The sequence below is a fragment of the Saccharothrix syringae genome (assembly GCF_009498035.1).
GTDB lineage: Bacteria > Actinomycetota > Actinomycetes > Mycobacteriales > Pseudonocardiaceae > Actinosynnema > Actinosynnema syringae.
Genome location: NZ_CP034550.1, coordinates 388,409 through 405,570 on the forward strand (window position 1 = coordinate 388,409; position 17,162 = coordinate 405,570).

Consider the following 17,162-nt stretch of genomic DNA (forward strand, 5'->3'; position numbering starts at 1 on the left):
AAGTGGGGGTGACGGGCGTCCCTCAAATTTACTGTCTTCGCAGGTAGAACTACGTTACCTCGAAGTACATTGGTCTAAACCAATGCGGGTGCCGCGGACGACTCGCGCACCACCAGCCGCGGTCGGAACACGCGCGTGTAGTTGCCCGCGGGCCGGCGCCGCCGGTCGGGGTCGAGCCGGTGTACCAGCTCGTCCACGGCGGCCGCCGCCATCTCCTCGATCGGCTGCGCCAGGGTGGTCAGCGACGGCGAGCAGTACGACGCCAGCGGGATGTCGTCGAAGCCCACCACGGACAGGTCGCCCGGCACCCGCAGGCCGCGCCGGTGCGCCTCGCGCAGCACGCCGATGGCCATGTGGTCCGACGAGCAGATCACCGCGGTCGGCCGCACCGTGTCCAGCAGCGCGGCCACCGCCGCCGCGCCGCCCTCCGGCCCGAACGGCGCGTGCGCGACGAAGTCCGACGACGCGGGCAGGCCGTCCTCCTCCAGCGCCGCCGCCCACCCGGCGCGCTTGAGCCGCGACGGCAGCGACCGCGCCGGGCCGGACACGAACCCGATCCGCCGGTGCCCCAGCTCCACCAGGTGCCGCGTGGCCGCGTAGCCCGCGTGCTGCTCGTCCACGGTCACGTCCGGCACGTCCAGCGACGGCGTGGCCCCGTTGAGGAACACCATGTGCACGCCGTCGGCCAGCAGCTTCGCGTAGTACGACGGCCGCGGCGCCTGGCCGAGCGGCACCTCGACGTTGGTGATCTCCGGCGACACGAACACCATGCCCTCGACGCCGCGGGCCAGGAGCATCCGCACGTACTCCTCCTCGCCCATCGCGGCCGCGCCGGTGGCGCGCGTGTTGCACAGCAGCGACGAGTAGCCCAGCCGCGCCGCGCGCACCTCCAGCGCCTCGGCGAACGCCGGGAACACCGGGTTCGACAGCTCCGGCACCAGCAGCCCGATCACGCCGGTCCGCTGGAGCGCGCCCAGGCCCCGCGGTGTGTAGGGCATCTCGGCGAGCACGGCGAGCACGCGCTGGCGCGTTTCGTCGTTCACGCCCGCCCGGCGGTTGAGCACCCGGCTGACCGTCGAGATGCTCACCCCGGCTGCCCTGGCGATCTCGGACAGACCGGACACCATGCCTCCTCACGTGGGTTTGTGGGTGACGTGCAGCCTGCCGCCAGCGGCAAATTTTTGCAACGCCGACCCGCGTTTCGCCCGTGCGCGCTGGGCCGTTACGGCTTGGTTACCGTCCTGGCCTTGACCCGGCCCTGGTCGGCGGGATGAAATCCGCGTCAACAATTTCGCAAGTTCTTGCAAGAGCCTTCATCGCGATGAAGGTCCAGCAGGAGGGACGACAGCAACGATGCGACGTACCACCCTCGTGACCGCAGTGGCGGCAGCAAGCGCCCTCGTCCTCACCGCGTGCGGCGGTGGTGGCGGATCGGACGCCGGGGACTCCGGCGAGGTCACCTTCTGGGACACCAGCGGGCCGAACGAGAGCCCGGTGTTCAGCAGGCTCGCGCAGGACTGCGCCACCAAGGGCGGCTACAAGGTCAAGACCGAGACGGTCGCCTTCGACCAGGCCCTCAACAACTACCGGACCGCCGCCCAGGGCGGGCAGGGCCCCGACGTGTTCCGCGCCGAGGTCGCCTGGGTCCCGCAGCTGGCCAAGCTGGGCTACGTCGTCGACCTGACCGGCACGGAGCTGGCCAACGACACCGCCGACTTCCTGGAGACCCCGCTGGGCTCCACCAAGTTCGAGGGCAAGACCTACGGCGTGCCCCAGGTCACCGACTCGCTGGCGCTGTTCTACAACAAGAAGCTGCTGGCCGACGCGGGCGTCGAGCCGCCGAAGACCTGGGACGAGGTCAAGGCCGTCGCGGCCAAGCTGGGCGGCGAGAAGACCATCTTCATCAACAACGACGCGTACTACGCGCTGCCGTTCATCTACGGCGCGGGCGGCGACCTGGTCGACGCCGACGCGAAGAAGATCGTGGTCAACTCCCCCGAGAACGTCGAGGCGCTGGAGACCGCCAAGGGCCTGCTGGACGCCAAGGCCGCGACCACCGCGCTCGACCCGGCCAACTCCTACAACAACATGCAGGCCGCGTTCACCTCCGGCGAGGTCGCCATGGTGGTCAACGGCCCGTGGTCGGTCGCCGACTACCTCAAGGGCACCGCGTTCACCGACGCCGCGAACCTCGGCATCGCGCCCGTCCCCGGCACCACCGCCGGCGAGGGCACCGCGCCGGTCGGCGGCCACGACTACGTCATCCGCCAGGGCACCAAGGCCAAGGACTCCGCGGTCAAGCTCATCGCCTGCCTGAGCAGCGTCGAGTCGCAGGTGACCGTGGCCAAGGAGCTGGGCCTGCTGCCCACCCGCAAGTCGGCCTACGACAACGCCGACGTCAAGGCCAACGCGGTCGTGTCCGCGTTCGAGCCGGTGGTCGCCGCCGCGCACCCGCGCGCCTGGATCCCCGAGGGCGGCCAGCTGTTCGACCCGCTGAAGATCGCCTACGCCGACGTGCTCGCCGGCAAGAAGGACGCCAAGACGGCCCTGGACGAGGTCGCCAAGACCTACAAGGACACCGTCGTCCCGGACTACACCGTCGGCTGACACGCCGCGTGAGGGCTTCCCCGCCGGGGGAGCCCTCACCGGCATGCGAAGGGAGACTTCGGTGCGCAGGTTCCTGGACCGGCACTGGTACGCGTACGCGATGGTGCTGCCGGTCGTGGTGGTCATCGCGGTGCTGGTGCTGTTCCCGCTCGCCCAGGGCGTGTTCTTCACCTTCACCAACATCAACGAGGGCAACATCGCCAACCCGGTCCTGGACCGCCCGGCGACCTACGTCTCCGTTGGCCTGGACAACTACCTGAACATCCTGTCCGGCGACGCCAGCTACGGCGCCTTCTGGGGCACGCTGGTCCGCACGCTGATCTGGACGTTCGGCTGCGTGTTCTTCCACTACACCATCGGCCTGGGCCTGGCGCTGCTGCTCAACCGGCAGGTGCGCGGCCGGGCGGTGTACCGGGTGCTGCTGATCCTGCCGTGGGCGGTGCCCGCGTTCATCAGCGCGTTCGCGTGGAAGTACATGTTCAACGCGCAGTACGGGATCATCAACCAGGCCCTGCGCGCCGTCGGCCTGCCCGACCCGGTGTGGCTCGGCCAGTCCGACTGGGCGCTGGTCGCGGTCATGATCGTCAACATCTGGCTCGGCGTGCCGTTCATGATGGTGGCGCTGCTGGGCGGCCTCCAGTCCATCCCCGGCGACCTCTACGAGGCGGCCGAGGTGGACGGCGCCACGCCGTGGCAGCGGTTCCGGCACGTGACGCTGCCCGGCCTGCAGTCGGTGTCGAGCACCGTGGTGCTGCTGGGCATCATCTGGACGTTCAACATGTTCGCGATCATCTACCTGATCACCGGGCCGAACCCGAACACGCGGATCCTGGTGACCTACGCGTTCGAGCGGTTCTTCTCCGGCGCGTCCCGCGACTTCGCGGTGGCGTCCACCTACGGCGTGCTGATCCTGTCCGTGCTGCTCGTGTTCGCGGGCGTGTACCGGCGCGCGCTGCGCAAGCAAGGCGAGGTGTGGTGATGTCGGTCGAGGCGGCTTCCTTCAAGGCGGTCCAGCCGACCCGGGCGCTCAAGCGCTCGGAGCGGTCCCGGCTCGCCAGCTTCGGGCTGCACGCGGCGCTGGTGACGGCGTCGCTGATCGCGGTGTTCCCGGTGTTCTGGGTGCTGGTGACCTCGTTCAAGCCGGACGCGCGGGCCGTGGAGACCACGCCGAAGCTGGTCAACGAGTCCAGCCTGGACAACTACACCCGCATCCTGTCCGGGGAGAAGGGCGACTTCCTGGCCTGGTTCGGCAACTCCGTGGTGATCGCGCTGCTGACCACGGTGCTGTCGGTGTTCCTGTCGGCCACCACCGGCTACGCGGCCTCGCGGTTCCGGTTCCCGGGCAAGCGGTCGCTGATGCTGTCGTTCCTGGTCGTGCAGATGTTCCCGTTCGCGGTGCTGATCGTGCCGCTCTACAACATCCTGCTCGCGCTGGGGCTCCAGGGCACCTCGTTCGGCCTGGTGCTGGTGTACTGCACCACCGCGGTGCCGTTCTGCACCTACATGCTCAAGGGCTACTTCGACACCATCCCCGGCGACATCGACGAGGCGGGCCGCGTGGACGGCCTGTCGCCGTTCGGCGTCTTCTGGCGGCTGGTGCTGCCGCTGGCCCGGCCGGGCCTGGCGGTGACCGCGTTCTACGCGTTCCTCACCGCCTGGGGCGAGGTGGCGTTCGCCTCGGCGTTCCTGTCCGCGGCCGACGAGTCGAAGACGCTGGCGGTCGGCCTCCAGGTGTTCGTGCAGCAGAACCGGACCGAGTGGGGCCACCTGGCGGCGGCGTCGATCCTGGTCGCCATCCCCGCGATCGTCGTGTTCTACCTGGTGCAGCGGTTCCTGGTGACCGGCCTGTCCTCGGGCGCGGTCAAGGGGTGACCGCGGTGGGGCCGCCGTCCCACCGCACCCGGTGGACCGCCGGCATGGGCATGTCCCGCACGACGGACCAGTCCACGCGGCGGCCGGCGGCGAGCAGCACGCGCGCGGCGAACGTGCCGTGCGTGCCGACCAGGACCACCCCGCCGGGGTGCTCGGCGGCGACCTCGCCGAGTGCCGCGAGGGCGCGCGCGGTGAGCGCTTCGAGGCCCTCGCCGCCGGGCCGCGCCTCGGCGGGGTGGTCCCAGCTGTACCGGTGGTGGCGGGCGTGGTCGGGGGTGGGTTCGAGGCCCGAGTCCCACTCCCGCAGCCCCACCGGGCGTCCACCACGAGCCCGGCGGCCTCGGCGGTCGGCGCGACCGTCCGCACCGCCCGCGGGTACGGGCTGGACACCACGGCGGTCGGTTCGAGGGGCAGCAGGGTGCCGACGAGGGCGCGGGCCTGTGCCATTCCGCGCTCCTGGAGCGGTCGGTGCAGCTCGTCCGGGCCGCCGGGCGTGGGGATGACGGAGCGCGCGTGACGGACGAGCACCAGGTCGGTGGGCATGTCCCCAGCAGTACCAGACCCGGCGCGGCCCCGGTCGGAATTAGACCAATCCACCCGTTCCCGTAAGCGCTTGCAATGCCTAACGTTGCGACAAAGCTTGGTAGTGAAAGGTGCGTCACATGGCTGAGGTCGCCTACGTCAAGGCGTCGCGGGTCTTCTCCGGCAACCCGCCGGTCCGCGCGGTCGACGAGTTGTCCCTGGATGTCGCCGACGGCGAGTTCCTCGTCCTGGTCGGTCCGTCCGGCTCGGGCAAGTCCACCGCGCTGCGCATGCTCGCGGGCCTGGAGGACGTCGACGAGGGCGCGATCCACATCGGCGGCAAGGACGTGACCAACGTCCCGCCGAAGGGCCGCGACATCGCCATGGTGTTCCAGTCCTACGCGCTCTACCCGCACATGACCGTCGCCGAGAACATGGGCTTCGCGCTCAAGCTCCGCGGCGTGAACAAGGCGGAGATCAGGGAGAAGGTCGCCGAGGCGGCCAAGATGCTCGACCTGACCAAGTACCTGGACCGCAAGCCGAAGGCCCTGTCCGGTGGTCAGCGCCAGCGCGTCGCGATGGGCCGCGCGATCGTGCGCGAGCCCTCCGTGTTCCTCATGGACGAGCCGCTGTCCAACCTGGACGCGAAGCTGCGCGTGGAGACCCGCGCGAACATCGCCGCCCTCCAGGCCCGGCTCGGCACCACCACCATCTACGTGACGCACGACCAGGTCGAGGCCATGACCATGGGCCACCGCGTCGCGGTGCTCAAGGACGGCCTGCTCCAGCAGTGCGACACCCCGCGCGCGCTGTACGACAAGCCGGCCAACGCGTTCGTCGCCGGGTTCATGGGCTCGCCCGCGATGAACCTCAAGACCGTGCCGCTGACCTCCGAGGGCGCCAAGCTCGACGGCGTCGTGGTGCCGCTGGAGCGCCGCGCGCTGGACCGGGCCGCGGCCGAGGGCCTGTCCGAGGTGACCTTCGGCGTCCGGCCCGAGTCGCTGGGCCTGGTCAGCTCGTCCGAGCAGGGCGTGGAGCTGGTCGTCGAGCTGGTCGAGGAGCTGGGCGCGGACGCCCTGCTGCACGGCTCGGTGCGCATCAACGGCACCCCGGAGCGGTTCGTGGTCCGCGTGGACGGCCGCACGCCGCCGACCCTGGGCCAGACGGTGAAGATCGCCGTGCGCGACGCCGGCGAGGTCCACCTGTTCCACCCGGAGACCGGGCTGCGCCTGACCGACTGACGTCGGACCCGGAGGGGCCGTCCCGCGCGCGGGACGGCCCCTTCCGCGTGCGGGAACCACCCGGTCGGTGGAGGGACCGGTCGCGGAGCGTTCTAAACTGAACTCGACAACGGTTTCCATTGCCTGTAGGTCCACCTGTCGAGGAGTGCGCTCATGACCGTCCGCAACGCGATGCTCGGGGCGGTGGCCGCCATGACCGCCGTCGCCCTCACGGCCTGTGGTGACCGGGGCGCCCCCGCCGCCGACGACGGCCGGATCAAGGTGGTGGCGTCCACGAACGTGTGGGGCAGCGTGGTCCAGGCCGTCGGCGGCGACGCGGTCGAGGTCACCTCGATCATCGACGACCCGTCCGGCGACCCCCACTCCTACGAGAGCAGGCCCGCCGACGTGGCCGCGGTGCGCGACGCCGACCTGGTGGTCTTCAACGGCGGCGGCTACGACGACTTCTTCGCCACCCTGCTCGGCCCGGAGACCGAGGGCGCGAGGAAGATCGAGGCGTTCCCCCTCTCCGGCAAGGCGGCCGACCACGACCACGCCGAGGAGGAGCCCGCCGGGGAGGAGGGCCACGACCACGACCACGCCGTCAACGAGCACGTCTGGTACGACTTCGGGACCGTCCAGCGGGTCGCCGAGCAGGCCGCCGCCGACCTCGGCGCGATCGCGCCCGACAAGAAGGCGGCCTTCGAGGCCAACGCGAAGGACCTCGGCGCCGGGCTCGACGAGCTGACCGCCAGGATCGAGGGCAGGGGCGCGGGCCGGAAGGTCGTCCAGACCGAGCCGGTCGCCCACTACCTGCTCGACGCCGCGGGCGTGGAGGACGTCACCCCCGAGTCGTTCGCCGACGCCGTCGAGCAGGAGACCGACGTGCCCGCCGCCGCGCTGGCCGAGGTGCTGACCCTGGTCGAGCGGAAGCAGGTCGCCGCCCTGGTCAACAACGCCCAGACCGAGAACGCCGCCACCGGTCAGGTGGTGGAGAAGGCCCGATCGGCCGGTCTTCCCGTCGTCGAGGTGACCGAGACGCTGCCCGAGGGGGCGACCGGCTACCTTGACTGGATGACCAAGCAGGTGGACTCGCTGGCGGGGGCGCTGGGCGCATGACGGCTCAACTCGCCGGCACGCGGGCGGCGGTGGCGCTGCGCGGCGCGCGGCTGGCCTACGGCGACCGCGTGCTGTGGGACGGCCTGGACCTCGACGTGGCGCCCGGCGAGTTCGTCGCCGTGCTCGGGCCCAACGGCTCGGGCAAGACCAGCCTGATCCGGGTGCTGCTCGGCCTCCAGCCGCTGTCCGCGGGCACGGTGCGGGTGGAGGGCGGCAACCGGTGCGTCGGCTACATCCCGCAGCAGCGCGCCGTCGACGCCACGCTCACCGTGCGCGCCCGCGACCTGGTCGGCTTCGGCCTGGACGGCCACGGCTGGGGCGTGGGCCTGCGCGGCAGGCGCGAGCGGCGGGAGAAGGTGGACGCGGCGCTGGCCGCGGTGGGCGCCACCAGGTACGCCGACGAGCCGATCGGCCTGCTCTCCGGCGGCGAGCAGCAGCGGCTGCGGGTGGCGCAGGCGCTGGTCGGCGACCCCGGCGTGCTGCTGTGCGACGAGCCGCTGCTCTCCCTCGACCTCGCCCACCAGCGCGTGGTCAGCGACCTGATCGACGCCCGCAGGCGTGCCGCGGGCACGGCCGTGCTGTTCGTCACCCACGAGATCAACCCGATCCTGCCGCTGGTCGACCGGGTGCTGTACCTGGTCGAGGGCCGGTTCCGGATCGGCCCGCCCGCCGAGGTGATGACCTCGCGGGTGCTCAGCGAGCTGTACCGCACGAACGTCGAGGTGGTCCGCGTGCGCGACCAGATCCACGTGGTCGGCGCGCAGCACGTGTGCGAGGAGGAGCCGCACCACGTGGCGGATGAGGGCTGATGGAGAACTTCTTCGACTGGGGGCTGACCGCCGACCTGCTGGCGTACGGCTTCGTGCGCGACATGCTGCTGGCCGGCGCGGTGCTCGGCCTGGTGGCGGGCGTGCTCGGCCCGCTGGTGGTCAGCAGGCGGATGGCCTTCGCCGTGCACGGCACGAGCGAGCTGGCGTTCACCGGCGGCGCGGCGGCCCTGCTGCTCGGCGTCGGCGTCGGGTACGGCGCGCTGGCCGGGTCGGTGGTCGCCGCGCTGCTGCTGGGCCTGCTCAGCGGGCGCGAGTCCGACCGCGACTCGGTGATCGGCGCGGTCCTGGCGTTCGGGCTGGGGCTGGGCGTGCTGTTCCAGGCCCTCTACAGCGGCCGGGCGGCCAACAAGTTCGGCCTGCTGGTCGGCCAGGTGGTCAGCGTCGGCTCGACCGACCTGTGGCTGCTGGTCGGCTCGTCGGCGGCCGTGCTGGCGGTGCTCGCCCTCATCTACCGCCCGCTGCTGTTCGCCAGCGTCGACCCGGCGGTGGCGCTGGCGCGGGGCGTGCCGCTGCGCGCGCTGGCCGTGGTGTTCGCGGTGCTGGTCGGCGTGGCCACCGCCTTGAGCGTGCAGGTCGTGGGCGCGCTGCTGGTGCTGTCGCTGATGATCACGCCCGCGGCCGCGGCGAGCCGGGTCACCGCGAGCCCGCTGCGGGCCACCGTGCTGGCCGTGGTGTTCGCCGAGGTGTCGGTGCTGGGCGGGATGCTGCTCTCGCTGGCGCCGGGCATGCCGGTGAGCGTGTTCGTGACCGCCGTGTCGTTCCTGATCTACCTCGTCTGCCGGTTCGCGAGCCGCAAGCGGGAGCGCGTCCACTAGGTGGGACGGGGCCGGGGTGGCGCAGGCGCGCCCCCGGGCCCGCGCTTGCCCAGGTCAGCGGTCACGACCGGGCTGACCTGGGTGGCGTAACTTCCCCGTAACGAGCCGTTCCGCGTCGGTGACCCAGACTGTGGCGCATGAGCAGCAGCGCACCGGACCGGCGCCTGCGCGCCGACCGGGCGCGGCAGGCGGCCGACGTGATCCGCCAGCAGGTTGTGCAGCGGGCGTACCCGGACGGCGTGCTGCCCGACGAGCGGTTCCTCGCCGCCGAGTTCTCCGCCTCCCGCAACACCATCCGCGAGGCGCTGGACCTGCTGCGCGAGGAGGGCCTGATCGAGCGCGTGCCCGGCGTCGGCACGGTCGTGGTCACCGAGAAGTACCCCCACGGCCTGGGCCGGCTCATGGGCCTGGCCGAGACGCTGCACGAGCACGGCGAGGTGACCAACGACGTGCGAGCGGCCGGGCCCATCAAGCCGCCGTCGTCGGTGGCGCGGCGCCTGGGGCTCGCAGACGGCGAGCCGGTCGTCTACGTCGAGCGGCTGCGCCGGCTGGGCGGCCTGCCGCTCTCGCTCGACCTGACCTACCTGCCGGTCGACGTCGGCACCCCGCTGCTGGGTGAGGACCTGCGCAACCGCGACATCTTCTCGCTGATCGAGCAGACCTCGGGCCGCCGCCTGGGCACCGCCGAGGTCGCCCTGGAAGCGGTCAACGCCGACCTGCACTCGGCCGCCGTGCTGGAGGTGCCGCGGGGCGCCGCGCTGCTGGTGGTCGAGCGGCTGAGCCGCTTCGCCGACGGCCGCCCGGTGGACCTGGAGTTCATCCGCATGCGCGGCGACCGGCTGACCATGCGGGCCGAGTGCCGGAGGACGCCGTGAACGTCTTCCCGCGCTTCCGCCTGCACGTGGACCTGCGCTTGCAAGCATCAGCGATCTGTCGCTGACCCCCTCCTGACCGACCACATCCCGAACTGACCCCTCGGGCGCTTCAGCCTGCCCGGAAAACCCCGCCCGGAAAACCCCGCCCCGAAACAGGAGCACACCCATGCCCTTGGTCAACCAACGCGTCGACGTCCCGGTGACGATCGACGAATCCCTGTGCATCGAAGGCTGTCGGCTGTGCGTGGACATGTGCCCGCTCGACTCGCTGGCCATCCACCCGGAGACCGGCAAGGCCCACATGCACGTCGACGAGTGCTGGTACTGCGGCCCGTGCGCCGCGCGCTGCCCCACGGGCGCCGTCCACATCAACATGCCCTACCTGCTGCGGTGAAAGGAGATCCGGTGCTGCGCAAGCTGACCGCCGTCACCGTGCTGCTCGCCGCCGCCGGGTGCGGTACGGGCTCCGCCGAGGGCGACGCCGTGCCCGTCGTCGTCGGCTACCAGTCCAAGACCATCAACACCGTCACCGCCGGCACCCTGCTGCGCGCGCAGGGCTACTTCGAGGAACGCCTCGGAGAACTCGGCCGGCGCACCGGCAAGAGGTACGAGGTGACCTGGCAGGACTACGACACCGGCGCGCCCATCACCGCCCAGATGATCGCCGGCAAGATCGACATCGGGTCGATGGGCGACTACCCGCTGCTCATCAACGGCTCGCGCACCCAGGACCAGGGCGACCAGGGCACCCGCATGGTCTCGGTGACCGGCTACAACGCGCGCGGCGCGCTCAACATGGTCGTCGTCCGCCCCGACTCGACCATCAAGACCCTGTCGGAACTCAAGGGGCGCAAGGTCTCCGCCAGCGTCGGCTCGGCCGGCCACGGCACGCTCGTCCGGGCCCTCGGCGGCGTCGGGGTGACCGTGGAGAACCAGCAGCCGCAGGTGGGCGCCTCGGCGTTGCAGGGCGGCGGGGTCGACGCGCTGTCGCAGTTCGTCGCCTGGCCGGGCCAGCTGGTGTTCGCCCGCCAGGCCAAGCTGCTCTACGACGGCGCGGCGCTGGACCACCCGACCCTGCACGGCGTCGTGGTGCGCAAGCCGTTCGCCACCGCGCAGCCCGACGTGCTGCGGGAGTTCCTGCGCGCCCAGCTCGACGCCACGCGGTACCTGCACGAGAACCCCTTGGCGGCGGCCGAGACCGTGGCGCGGGCGACCGGCCTGCCCACCGAGGTCGTGTACCTCTACAACGGACCGAACGGCATCGCCACGTTCGACCTGTCGCTGAAGTCCGTGCTGCGGCAGGCGCTGCGCGACGACGTCCCGTTCCTCAAGTCCATCGGCAACATCGACGGGCTGGACGTGGACGCGTTCATCGACGACGGTCCCCTGAAGACGGTCGTCGAGTCCACCGAGGACACCGCCAACCCCGCGCGGATCACCGGCACCGACACCGCGTGCGGCGTCGAGGTGTCCGACCCGGCCACGGCGGGCGAGGCGTGGTTCGAGGGCGAGGCGGCCCCCCGGCCCGCGGCCACCCCGGAGTGCCTGCTCAAGCTCGTCAGGGCCACCGGCGCGAAGCTGCGCACCGCCTACGTCCCGGACGCGGAGACCGGCACCCGCTGGTTCGCCGAGCACGCGTTCTGGGTGCGGGAGGGCGGGAGGCTGCTGCCGTTCACCACCGAGGCGGCGGCGGAGCGGCACGGCGACGTGCTGACCTTCGCCCAGGCGCTGGACGCGGTGGGGGCGTGATGGCCGGGCGCTGGGTGCTGCGGCCGGCCTCGCTGGCCGCGGGGCTGCTGCTGTGGCAGGTGCTGACCGCCACGGGCGCGCGGGTCTGGCTGCGGTTCGACCAGCTGCCGACCGTGGTGGAGGTCGCGCAGCGGTTCGCGGTCCAGGTGGTGCTGCCCGAGTTCCACCAGGACCTGGCCAGCAGCCTGGGCCGGATCGGCGCCGGGTTCTCGCTGGCGGCGCTGCTGGGCACCGCGCTGGGCGTGGCGGTGGCGCGGTCGCGGCTGCTCAACGACCTGCTCGGGCCGCTGCTGGAGGTGGCGCGGCCCATCCCGGCGATCGCGCTGGTGCCGATCGCGATCCTGCTGTTCCCCACCGACGAGCAGGGCATCGTGTTCATCACCTTCGTCGCCGCCTTCTTCCCGATCCTGGTCAGCACCAGGCACGCCGTGCGGGCGCTGCCGACCATCTGGGAGGACGCGATCCGCACCATGGGCGGCAACCGCCGCCAGGTGCTGACCAGGGTGGTGCTGCCGGGCACGCTGCCCGGCGTGTTCGGCGGCCTGTCGGTCGGCGTGGGCGTGTCGTGGATCTGCGTGATCTCCGCCGAGATGATCTCCGGCCGGTTCGGCGTCGGCTACCGCACCTGGCAGGCGTACACGGTGGTGGACTACCCGGGCGTGGTCGTCGGCATGGTCACCATCGGCCTGCTCGGCTGGCTCACCTCGGCCGCGGTGGAGCTGCTGGGCCGCCGCGCCACCCGCTGGCTGCCGAGGGAGGCGCGGGCGTGAGCGTGGTGATCGAGGGGCTGACCGCGGGCTACGGCCGCACGCCCGTGCTGCGCGACCTGGACCTGGTCGTGGCGCCCGGCGAGCTGCTGGTGGTGGCCGGGCCGTCCGGGTGCGGCAAGTCGACGCTGCTGCGCGCGGTGGCGGGCCTGCTGCCCATCACCGCGGGCCGGGTCCTGGTGGACGGCGAGCCGGTGCGCGGCACGTCCCGGGACCGCGCCGTGGTGTTCCAGGAGGACGGCCTGCTGCCGTGGCGCAACGCCCTGCGCAACGTCGAGCTGCCGCTGGCGCTGGGCGGCGTGGGCCGCCCGGAGCGGCGGGCGCGGGCGCGGGCGTGGCTGGCCCGGGTGGGCCTGGCGGACTTCGAGCGGTACCTGCCGCGCGAGCTGTCCGGCGGCATGCGGCAGCGCGTGCAGCTGGCCCGCACGCTCGCGCAGGGGCCGAAGCTGGTGCTGATGGACGAGCCGTTCGGCGCGCTGGACGCGCAGACCCGGGCGGCGATGCAGGAGTTGGTGGTCGAGGTGCTGCGGGAGACGGGGACGACGACGATCTTCGTGACGCACGACGTGGACGAGGCCGTGCGGCTGGGCGACCGGGTGGTCGTGCTGGGCGCGGGCGAGGTCGACGTGCGGCGCGAGGCGATCCTGGCGGCGGTGATGGGCTGATGACCGCTTTCCAGGCACCGCAGCCCGCGGACCGGGTGGAGCTGTCCTGCGACGTGCTGGTGATCGGCGGCGGCACGGCGGGCTCGATGGCCGCCATCACCGCCGCCGAGCACGGCCGGGACGTGCTGCTGCTGGAGAAGGCGCACGTCCGGCACTCCGGCGCGCTGGCCATGGGCATGGACGGGGTGAACAACGCGGTCATCCCCGGCAAGGCCGCGCCGCGCGACTACGTCGCCGAGATCACCCGCGCCAACGACGGCATCGTCGACCAGCGCACCGTGATGCAGACCGCGACCCGCGGCTTCGCCATGGTGCAGCGGCTGGAGCGGTACGGGGTGAAGTTCGAGAAGGACGAGGCGGGGGAGTACCACGTCCGGCAGGTCCACCGGTCCGGCAGCTACGTGCTGCCGATGCCCGAGGGCAAGGACGTCAAGAAGGTGCTCTACCGGGTGATGCGGGAGCGCCGGATGCGCGAGCGGATCACCATCGAGAACCGGGTCATGCCGGTGCGCGTGCTCGTCTCCGGCGGCCGCGCGGTCGGCGCGGCCGGGTTCAACACCCGCACCGGCGAGTTCGTGGTGGTCTCCGCGGGCGCGGTCGTGCTGGCCACCGGCGCGTGCGGCCGGCTGGGCCTGCCCGCCAGCGGCTACCTCTACGGCACCTACGAGAACCCCACCAACGCCGGCGACGGCTACTCGATGGCCTACCACGCGGGCGCCGAGCTGTCGGGCATCGAGTGCTTCCAGGTCAACCCGCTGATCAAGGACTACAACGGCCCGGCGTGCGCGTACGTCGGCAACCCGTTCGGCGCCTACCAGGTCAACGCCGAGGGGGAGCGGTTCGTCGACTGCGACTACTGGTCCGGGCAGATGATGGCCGAGGTGGCCGCCGAGATCGCCTCCGCGCGCGGCCCGGTCTACCTCAAGACCACGCACCTGCCCGAGGAGTCGGTGGCGGCGCTGGAGACGATCCTGCACACCACCGAGCGGCCCACCCGCGGCACGTTCCACGCCGGCCGCGGCCGGGACTACCGCACCCACGACGTGGAGATGCACATCTCCGAGATCGGCCTGTGCGGCGGCCACTCCGCCAGCGGCGTGTGGGTGGACGAGAACGGCCTGACCACCGTGCCCGGCCTGTACGCGGCGGGCGACCTGGCGTGCGTGCCGCACAACTACATGCTCGGCGCGTTCGTGTTCGGCGACCTGGCGGGCGCGCACGCGTCGACCCACCTCGGCGACCGCGTCCCGCTGCCGGAGGACCAGGTCGGGCAGGCCCACGAGCTGGTCTACCGGCCGCTGCGCAACCCGGACGGGCCGCCGCAGCCGCAGGTCGAGTACAAGCTGCGGCGGCTGGTCAACGACTACGTGGCCCCGCCCAAGAGCGGCACCAGGCTGGAGCTGGCGCTGGAGGCGTTCGTGCGGATGGGGGCCGAGGTCGAGGGCATGGGCGCGCGCACCCCGCACGAGCTGATGCGGTGCGCCGAGGTGACGTTCATCCGGGACTGCGCCGAGCTGGCCGCGCACGCGTCGCTGACCCGGACCGAGAGCCGCTGGGGCCTCTACCACGACCGCGTCGACCTGCCCGGGCGCGACGACGAGTCGTGGTTCCACCACCTCAACGTGCGCAAGGGGGCGGACGGGCGGGCCGAGTTCGTCAAGCGGCCGGTGCACCCGTACCTGGTGCCGGTGGAGGGTTTCACGCCGCCGCCCGGCGAGGTGGAGGTGCTGGCCGGCCGCGAGGTGCGGGTGGCCGGGACCCGGGTCGTCGAGGCGGGGCGGCGGACCGCGGACTCGCCGCGGCTGCTGGAGCTGCTGGCGCTCACCGACACCCGGCCCGAGCTGGCGGTGGTCACGCCGTACCTGCGCGACGACGACCCGGTCGTGCGGCGGGCCGCGGTGGCGCTGCTGACCGAGGTGGTGCCCGCCGGGTTCGAGTTCGCCCTGGTGGAGGCCATGGCGGACGACGACCCGTCGGTGCGCGAGGCGGCGGGCGCGAGCCTGCGCGAGCTGGTGGAGATCGTGCCGCCGGGCGAGGCGCTGCGCGAGGCCCTGGAGCGGTCACCGCACCGCGCCGCGGCGCTGGAGGTGCTGTGGGCGTTGAAGCTGGGCACCGAGGCGACCTACGCGGCCGCGCTGGCCGACCCGGCGCCCGCGGTGCGGGCCGGGGCGGTGCGCGGCCTGGTGGCCGTGCGGGCGGCCGACGCGCTGGCCGCGGGCGCGGACGACCCGGAGCGCGAGCTGCGCGTGCTGACCGCCAGGGGCCTGGGCACCCTGCGCGCGCGACCCGACGTGCTGGTCCGGCTCGCGCACGACCCCGACCCGCTGGTGCGCGCCGCCGCCCTGGAGTCCGGCGCGGGCTTCGCCGAGCTGCGCGGACCGGCCGCCGCGGCGCTGCGCGACCCGGAGTGGCGGGTGCGCGTGGGCGCGGCGTGGGCGGTCGGGGACGCCGACGCGGTGATCGGGCTGCTGGCCGACGGGAACCTCGATGTTAGGAAGGCGGCCGTGCGGGTACTCCACGCCTGGGCCGACAGGCCCGCGGTCGTTGCTGCTCTGGGAAGAGCACTCGGTGACTCGGATGCCGATGTACGGGCGTACGCGCGGCAGGCCCTCCAGGAGGGCGGCTGACCGCGCTCCCCGGCGTGCCCGATTACGCGGAGCGGGTCACCTCGTCCAGCGCGTCCTCCACCGACTGGTCCAGCCGGGGCGCGGGCAGGAGCCGGACCTCGCCGGCCGCCACCCGCACCTGGTTGCGGCCGTTCTCCTTGGCGGCGTAGAGCGCCGCGTCGGCGTAGTGCTGGGCGTCGCTCAGGCACTCGCCGTGCTCGGGCAGCACCGCCACGCCGATGGACGCGGAGATGGCGCGCACCTCCTGGTCGTCCCCGGTCAGCGGCAGGTTGCGGCCGCGCAGGGTCACCGTGTTGCGGTACTTGTCCGTGGTCACCACGGACATCTCGCCGATCGCCTCGCGCACCCGCTCGGCGATGGCGGTGCCCTGCGCCAGGCCGGTGTCGGCGAGGACCACGACGAACTCCTCGCCGCCGTCGCGCCCGGCCACGTCGCCCGGCCGCAGCTTCTCCCGCAGGATGCGGCCCACCTCGGCCAGCACCGCGTTGCCCGCCGGGTGGCCCCAGGTGTCGTTGATCCGCTTGAAGTGGTCCAGGTCGATGGCCAGCACCGTCACCGGCTGGTTGTCGTGCCGGCAGCGCTCGGTGAGCCGGTGGGCGTACTCGGCCAGGCCGTTGGTGTTGAGCAGCCCGGTCCGGTAGTCGGTGTGCGCGTCCTCGGTGAGCCGCGCGTGCAGCTGCTCCTGCTCGCGCAGCAGCCGCTCCAGGTGCGCCCGCCGCTCCGCGGCGCGGTAGAGCAGCGAGTTGACCAGGATCACCGGGAACACCAGCAGCAGCGGGCCCACCCAGTGCGTGGTCATCAGCATGCCGAGCATGGCGCCCGCGCCGAGCGTGGACAGCTCCAGCATGTTGTCCGTCCGCGAGCCCAGGAACTCCTTGATCCGGGTGTGCGGGGTGACGATCTTCAGCGCGACCGCGATGTTCATGCCCTGCGCGCCCCAGTTGACCACCGCGGCGCCGATGAGCACCAGCACCAGGCACAGGTCGGGCACCACGTGGCCGGTGGCGATCAGGGACGCGCCGGACAGGTGCACCACGGCCCCGCCCAGCATGGTGCCGCCGAGGATGCTCGCGGTGGAGAACACGAACCGGTGCGGCTGCCGCCGCGCGATCGGCTGGATGAGGATGCGCATCCAGATCGTGGCCAGCACGGCCAGGGCGCCGGGCAGCGCGATGGCGGCGGCGAACGTCCAGACCGACGTGAGGTCGATGTGCGGGCCCGACGACTCGTCGCGCCGCGACTCCTCGGCCCGGCGCACGATCATCAGGTGCACGGTGATCGCGAACATCACCGCGGCGAACCGCAGCCAGTCCGCGTCGCCCACCGAGTCGACCGAGGTCAGCAGCCAGAGGGCGGCCGCGGCCACGACCGATTCGACGACGAGGAAGTACGTCAGGGCGGCAGGCCGGAGGGACCACAGGTCCCACTTCCCGATCGGGGTCCAGCCGACTGCCCCAGGCGCCTTCCGGTCAGTCAAACTGTTCTTCACCAAGA

Annotated in this window: 16 protein-coding genes and 1 pseudogene; 13 read left to right on the forward strand and 4 right to left on the reverse strand. The window is 72.5% G+C overall.

What is annotated here, in order from left to right; genetic code table 11:
* Window positions 1-74 precede the first annotated feature (74 nt).
* Complete coding sequence (locus EKG83_RS01830; protein ID WP_051766239.1) at window positions 75-1,124, reverse strand: LacI family DNA-binding transcriptional regulator; 1,050 nt, start codon at window positions 1,122-1,124, stop codon at window positions 75-77.
* 229 nt (window positions 1,125-1,353) lie between these two features.
* On the opposite strand from EKG83_RS01830, the gene EKG83_RS01835 reads away from it, so the two are divergent.
* From EKG83_RS01835 to EKG83_RS01845, 3 genes are read left to right on the forward strand one after another with little or no spacing between them, the layout of a single operon-like run.
* The gene (locus EKG83_RS01835) at window positions 1,354-2,607 is read left to right on the forward strand and encodes an extracellular solute-binding protein (RefSeq protein ID WP_033432336.1); all 1,254 of its coding nucleotides are present in this window, start codon (window positions 1,354-1,356) and stop codon (window positions 2,605-2,607) included.
* Window positions 2,608-2,650: 43 nt separating this feature from the next.
* The gene (locus tag EKG83_RS01840; protein WP_033432335.1) at window positions 2,651-3,586 is read left to right on the forward strand and encodes a carbohydrate ABC transporter permease; all 936 of its coding nucleotides are present in this window, start codon (window positions 2,651-2,653) and stop codon (window positions 3,584-3,586) included.
* Window positions 3,586-4,479, forward strand: a complete 894-nt coding sequence (locus EKG83_RS01845) for a sugar ABC transporter permease (protein ID WP_033432334.1) — start codon at window positions 3,586-3,588, stop codon at window positions 4,477-4,479. The genes EKG83_RS01840 and EKG83_RS01845 overlap by 1 nt, the downstream gene beginning before the upstream one ends.
* Here EKG83_RS01845 and EKG83_RS48845 read toward each other — a convergent pair.
* On the reverse strand, window positions 4,469-4,792 hold the full coding sequence (locus tag EKG83_RS48845) for a histidine phosphatase family protein (RefSeq protein ID WP_051766232.1): 324 nt from the start codon (window positions 4,790-4,792) through the stop codon (window positions 4,469-4,471). The genes EKG83_RS01845 and EKG83_RS48845 overlap by 11 nt on opposite strands.
* A 68-nt stretch (window positions 4,793-4,860) precedes the next feature.
* Window positions 4,861-5,022, reverse strand: a pseudogene (locus tag EKG83_RS49490) (histidine phosphatase family protein); the annotation flags it as partial.
* A gap of 119 nt (window positions 5,023-5,141) precedes the next feature.
* Here EKG83_RS49490 and EKG83_RS01855 point away from each other — a divergent pair.
* The 10 genes from EKG83_RS01855 (at window position 5,142) to EKG83_RS01900 (ending at window position 15,668) form a co-directional block, all read left to right on the forward strand.
* Complete coding sequence (locus tag EKG83_RS01855) at window positions 5,142-6,242, forward strand: ABC transporter ATP-binding protein (RefSeq protein WP_033432333.1); 1,101 nt, start codon at window positions 5,142-5,144, stop codon at window positions 6,240-6,242.
* Between the two features lie 153 nt (window positions 6,243-6,395).
* Window positions 6,396-7,340, forward strand: coding sequence for a metal ABC transporter solute-binding protein, Zn/Mn family (locus EKG83_RS01860; RefSeq protein ID WP_033432332.1), 945 nt, complete (start codon window positions 6,396-6,398; stop codon window positions 7,338-7,340).
* Window positions 7,337-8,149 (forward strand): metal ABC transporter ATP-binding protein, encoded by an 813-nt coding sequence (locus EKG83_RS01865; protein WP_033432331.1) that lies wholly within the window; start codon window positions 7,337-7,339, stop codon window positions 8,147-8,149. The genes EKG83_RS01860 and EKG83_RS01865 overlap by 4 nt, the downstream gene beginning before the upstream one ends.
* Complete coding sequence (locus tag EKG83_RS01870; protein WP_033432330.1) at window positions 8,149-8,985, forward strand: metal ABC transporter permease; 837 nt, start codon at window positions 8,149-8,151, stop codon at window positions 8,983-8,985. Before EKG83_RS01865 ends, EKG83_RS01870 begins: the two co-directional genes overlap by 1 nt.
* 137 nt (window positions 8,986-9,122) lie before the next feature.
* The gene (locus EKG83_RS01875; protein ID WP_033432329.1) at window positions 9,123-9,860 is read left to right on the forward strand and encodes a GntR family transcriptional regulator; all 738 of its coding nucleotides are present in this window, start codon (window positions 9,123-9,125) and stop codon (window positions 9,858-9,860) included.
* A 166-nt stretch (window positions 9,861-10,026) separates the two neighbouring features.
* Complete coding sequence (locus tag EKG83_RS01880) at window positions 10,027-10,254, forward strand: indolepyruvate ferredoxin oxidoreductase subunit alpha (protein WP_033432328.1); 228 nt, start codon at window positions 10,027-10,029, stop codon at window positions 10,252-10,254.
* Between the two features lie 11 nt (window positions 10,255-10,265).
* Entirely contained in the window at window positions 10,266-11,609 is a 1,344-nt protein-coding gene (locus tag EKG83_RS01885) for an ABC transporter substrate-binding protein (protein ID WP_033432327.1), read from the forward strand.
* Window positions 11,609-12,379 carry an ABC transporter permease gene (locus tag EKG83_RS01890; RefSeq protein WP_084716657.1) on the forward strand — a complete coding sequence of 257 codons (771 nt, stop codon included), beginning with the start codon at window positions 11,609-11,611 and terminating at the stop codon, window positions 12,377-12,379. Before EKG83_RS01885 ends, EKG83_RS01890 begins: the two co-directional genes overlap by 1 nt.
* Window positions 12,376-13,041 carry an ABC transporter ATP-binding protein gene (locus EKG83_RS01895; protein ID WP_033432325.1) on the forward strand — a complete coding sequence of 222 codons (666 nt, stop codon included), beginning with the start codon at window positions 12,376-12,378 and terminating at the stop codon, window positions 13,039-13,041. Before EKG83_RS01890 ends, EKG83_RS01895 begins: the two co-directional genes overlap by 4 nt.
* The gene (locus EKG83_RS01900; protein WP_033432324.1) at window positions 13,041-15,668 is read left to right on the forward strand and encodes a fumarate reductase/succinate dehydrogenase flavoprotein subunit; all 2,628 of its coding nucleotides are present in this window, start codon (window positions 13,041-13,043) and stop codon (window positions 15,666-15,668) included. The genes EKG83_RS01895 and EKG83_RS01900 overlap by 1 nt, the downstream gene beginning before the upstream one ends.
* Window positions 15,669-15,690: 22 nt before the next feature.
* Here EKG83_RS01900 and EKG83_RS01905 read toward each other — a convergent pair whose 3' ends face one another.
* Window positions 15,691-17,145: a GGDEF domain-containing protein gene (locus EKG83_RS01905; RefSeq protein ID WP_051766231.1), complete on the reverse strand. Its 1,455-nt coding sequence runs from the start codon at window positions 17,143-17,145 to the stop codon at window positions 15,691-15,693.
* Window positions 17,146-17,162 lie beyond the last annotated feature (17 nt).

Excerpts from the sequence above, each read along its gene's own strand:
- EKG83_RS01835 (WP_033432336.1), top strand. The coding sequence starts at position 1,354 with ATGCGACGTACCACCCTCGTGACCGCAGTGGCGGCAGCAAGCGCCCTC.
- EKG83_RS01840 (WP_033432335.1), top strand. The coding sequence starts at position 2,651 with ATGCGAAGGGAGACTTCGGTGCGCAGGTTCCTGGACCGGCACTGGTAC.
- EKG83_RS01845 (WP_033432334.1), top strand. The coding sequence starts at position 3,586 with ATGTCGGTCGAGGCGGCTTCCTTCAAGGCGGTCCAGCCGACCCGGGCG.
- EKG83_RS01855 (WP_033432333.1), top strand. The coding sequence starts at position 5,142 with ATGGCTGAGGTCGCCTACGTCAAGGCGTCGCGGGTCTTCTCCGGCAAC.
- EKG83_RS01860 (WP_033432332.1), top strand. The coding sequence starts at position 6,396 with ATGACCGTCCGCAACGCGATGCTCGGGGCGGTGGCCGCCATGACCGCC.
- EKG83_RS01865 (WP_033432331.1), top strand. The coding sequence starts at position 7,337 with ATGACGGCTCAACTCGCCGGCACGCGGGCGGCGGTGGCGCTGCGCGGC.
- EKG83_RS01870 (WP_033432330.1), top strand. The coding sequence starts at position 8,149 with ATGGAGAACTTCTTCGACTGGGGGCTGACCGCCGACCTGCTGGCGTAC.
- EKG83_RS01875 (WP_033432329.1), top strand. The coding sequence starts at position 9,123 with ATGAGCAGCAGCGCACCGGACCGGCGCCTGCGCGCCGACCGGGCGCGG.
- EKG83_RS01880 (WP_033432328.1), top strand. The coding sequence starts at position 10,027 with ATGCCCTTGGTCAACCAACGCGTCGACGTCCCGGTGACGATCGACGAA.
- EKG83_RS01890 (WP_084716657.1), top strand. The coding sequence starts at position 11,609 with ATGGCCGGGCGCTGGGTGCTGCGGCCGGCCTCGCTGGCCGCGGGGCTG.
- EKG83_RS01900 (WP_033432324.1), top strand. The coding sequence starts at position 13,041 with ATGACCGCTTTCCAGGCACCGCAGCCCGCGGACCGGGTGGAGCTGTCC.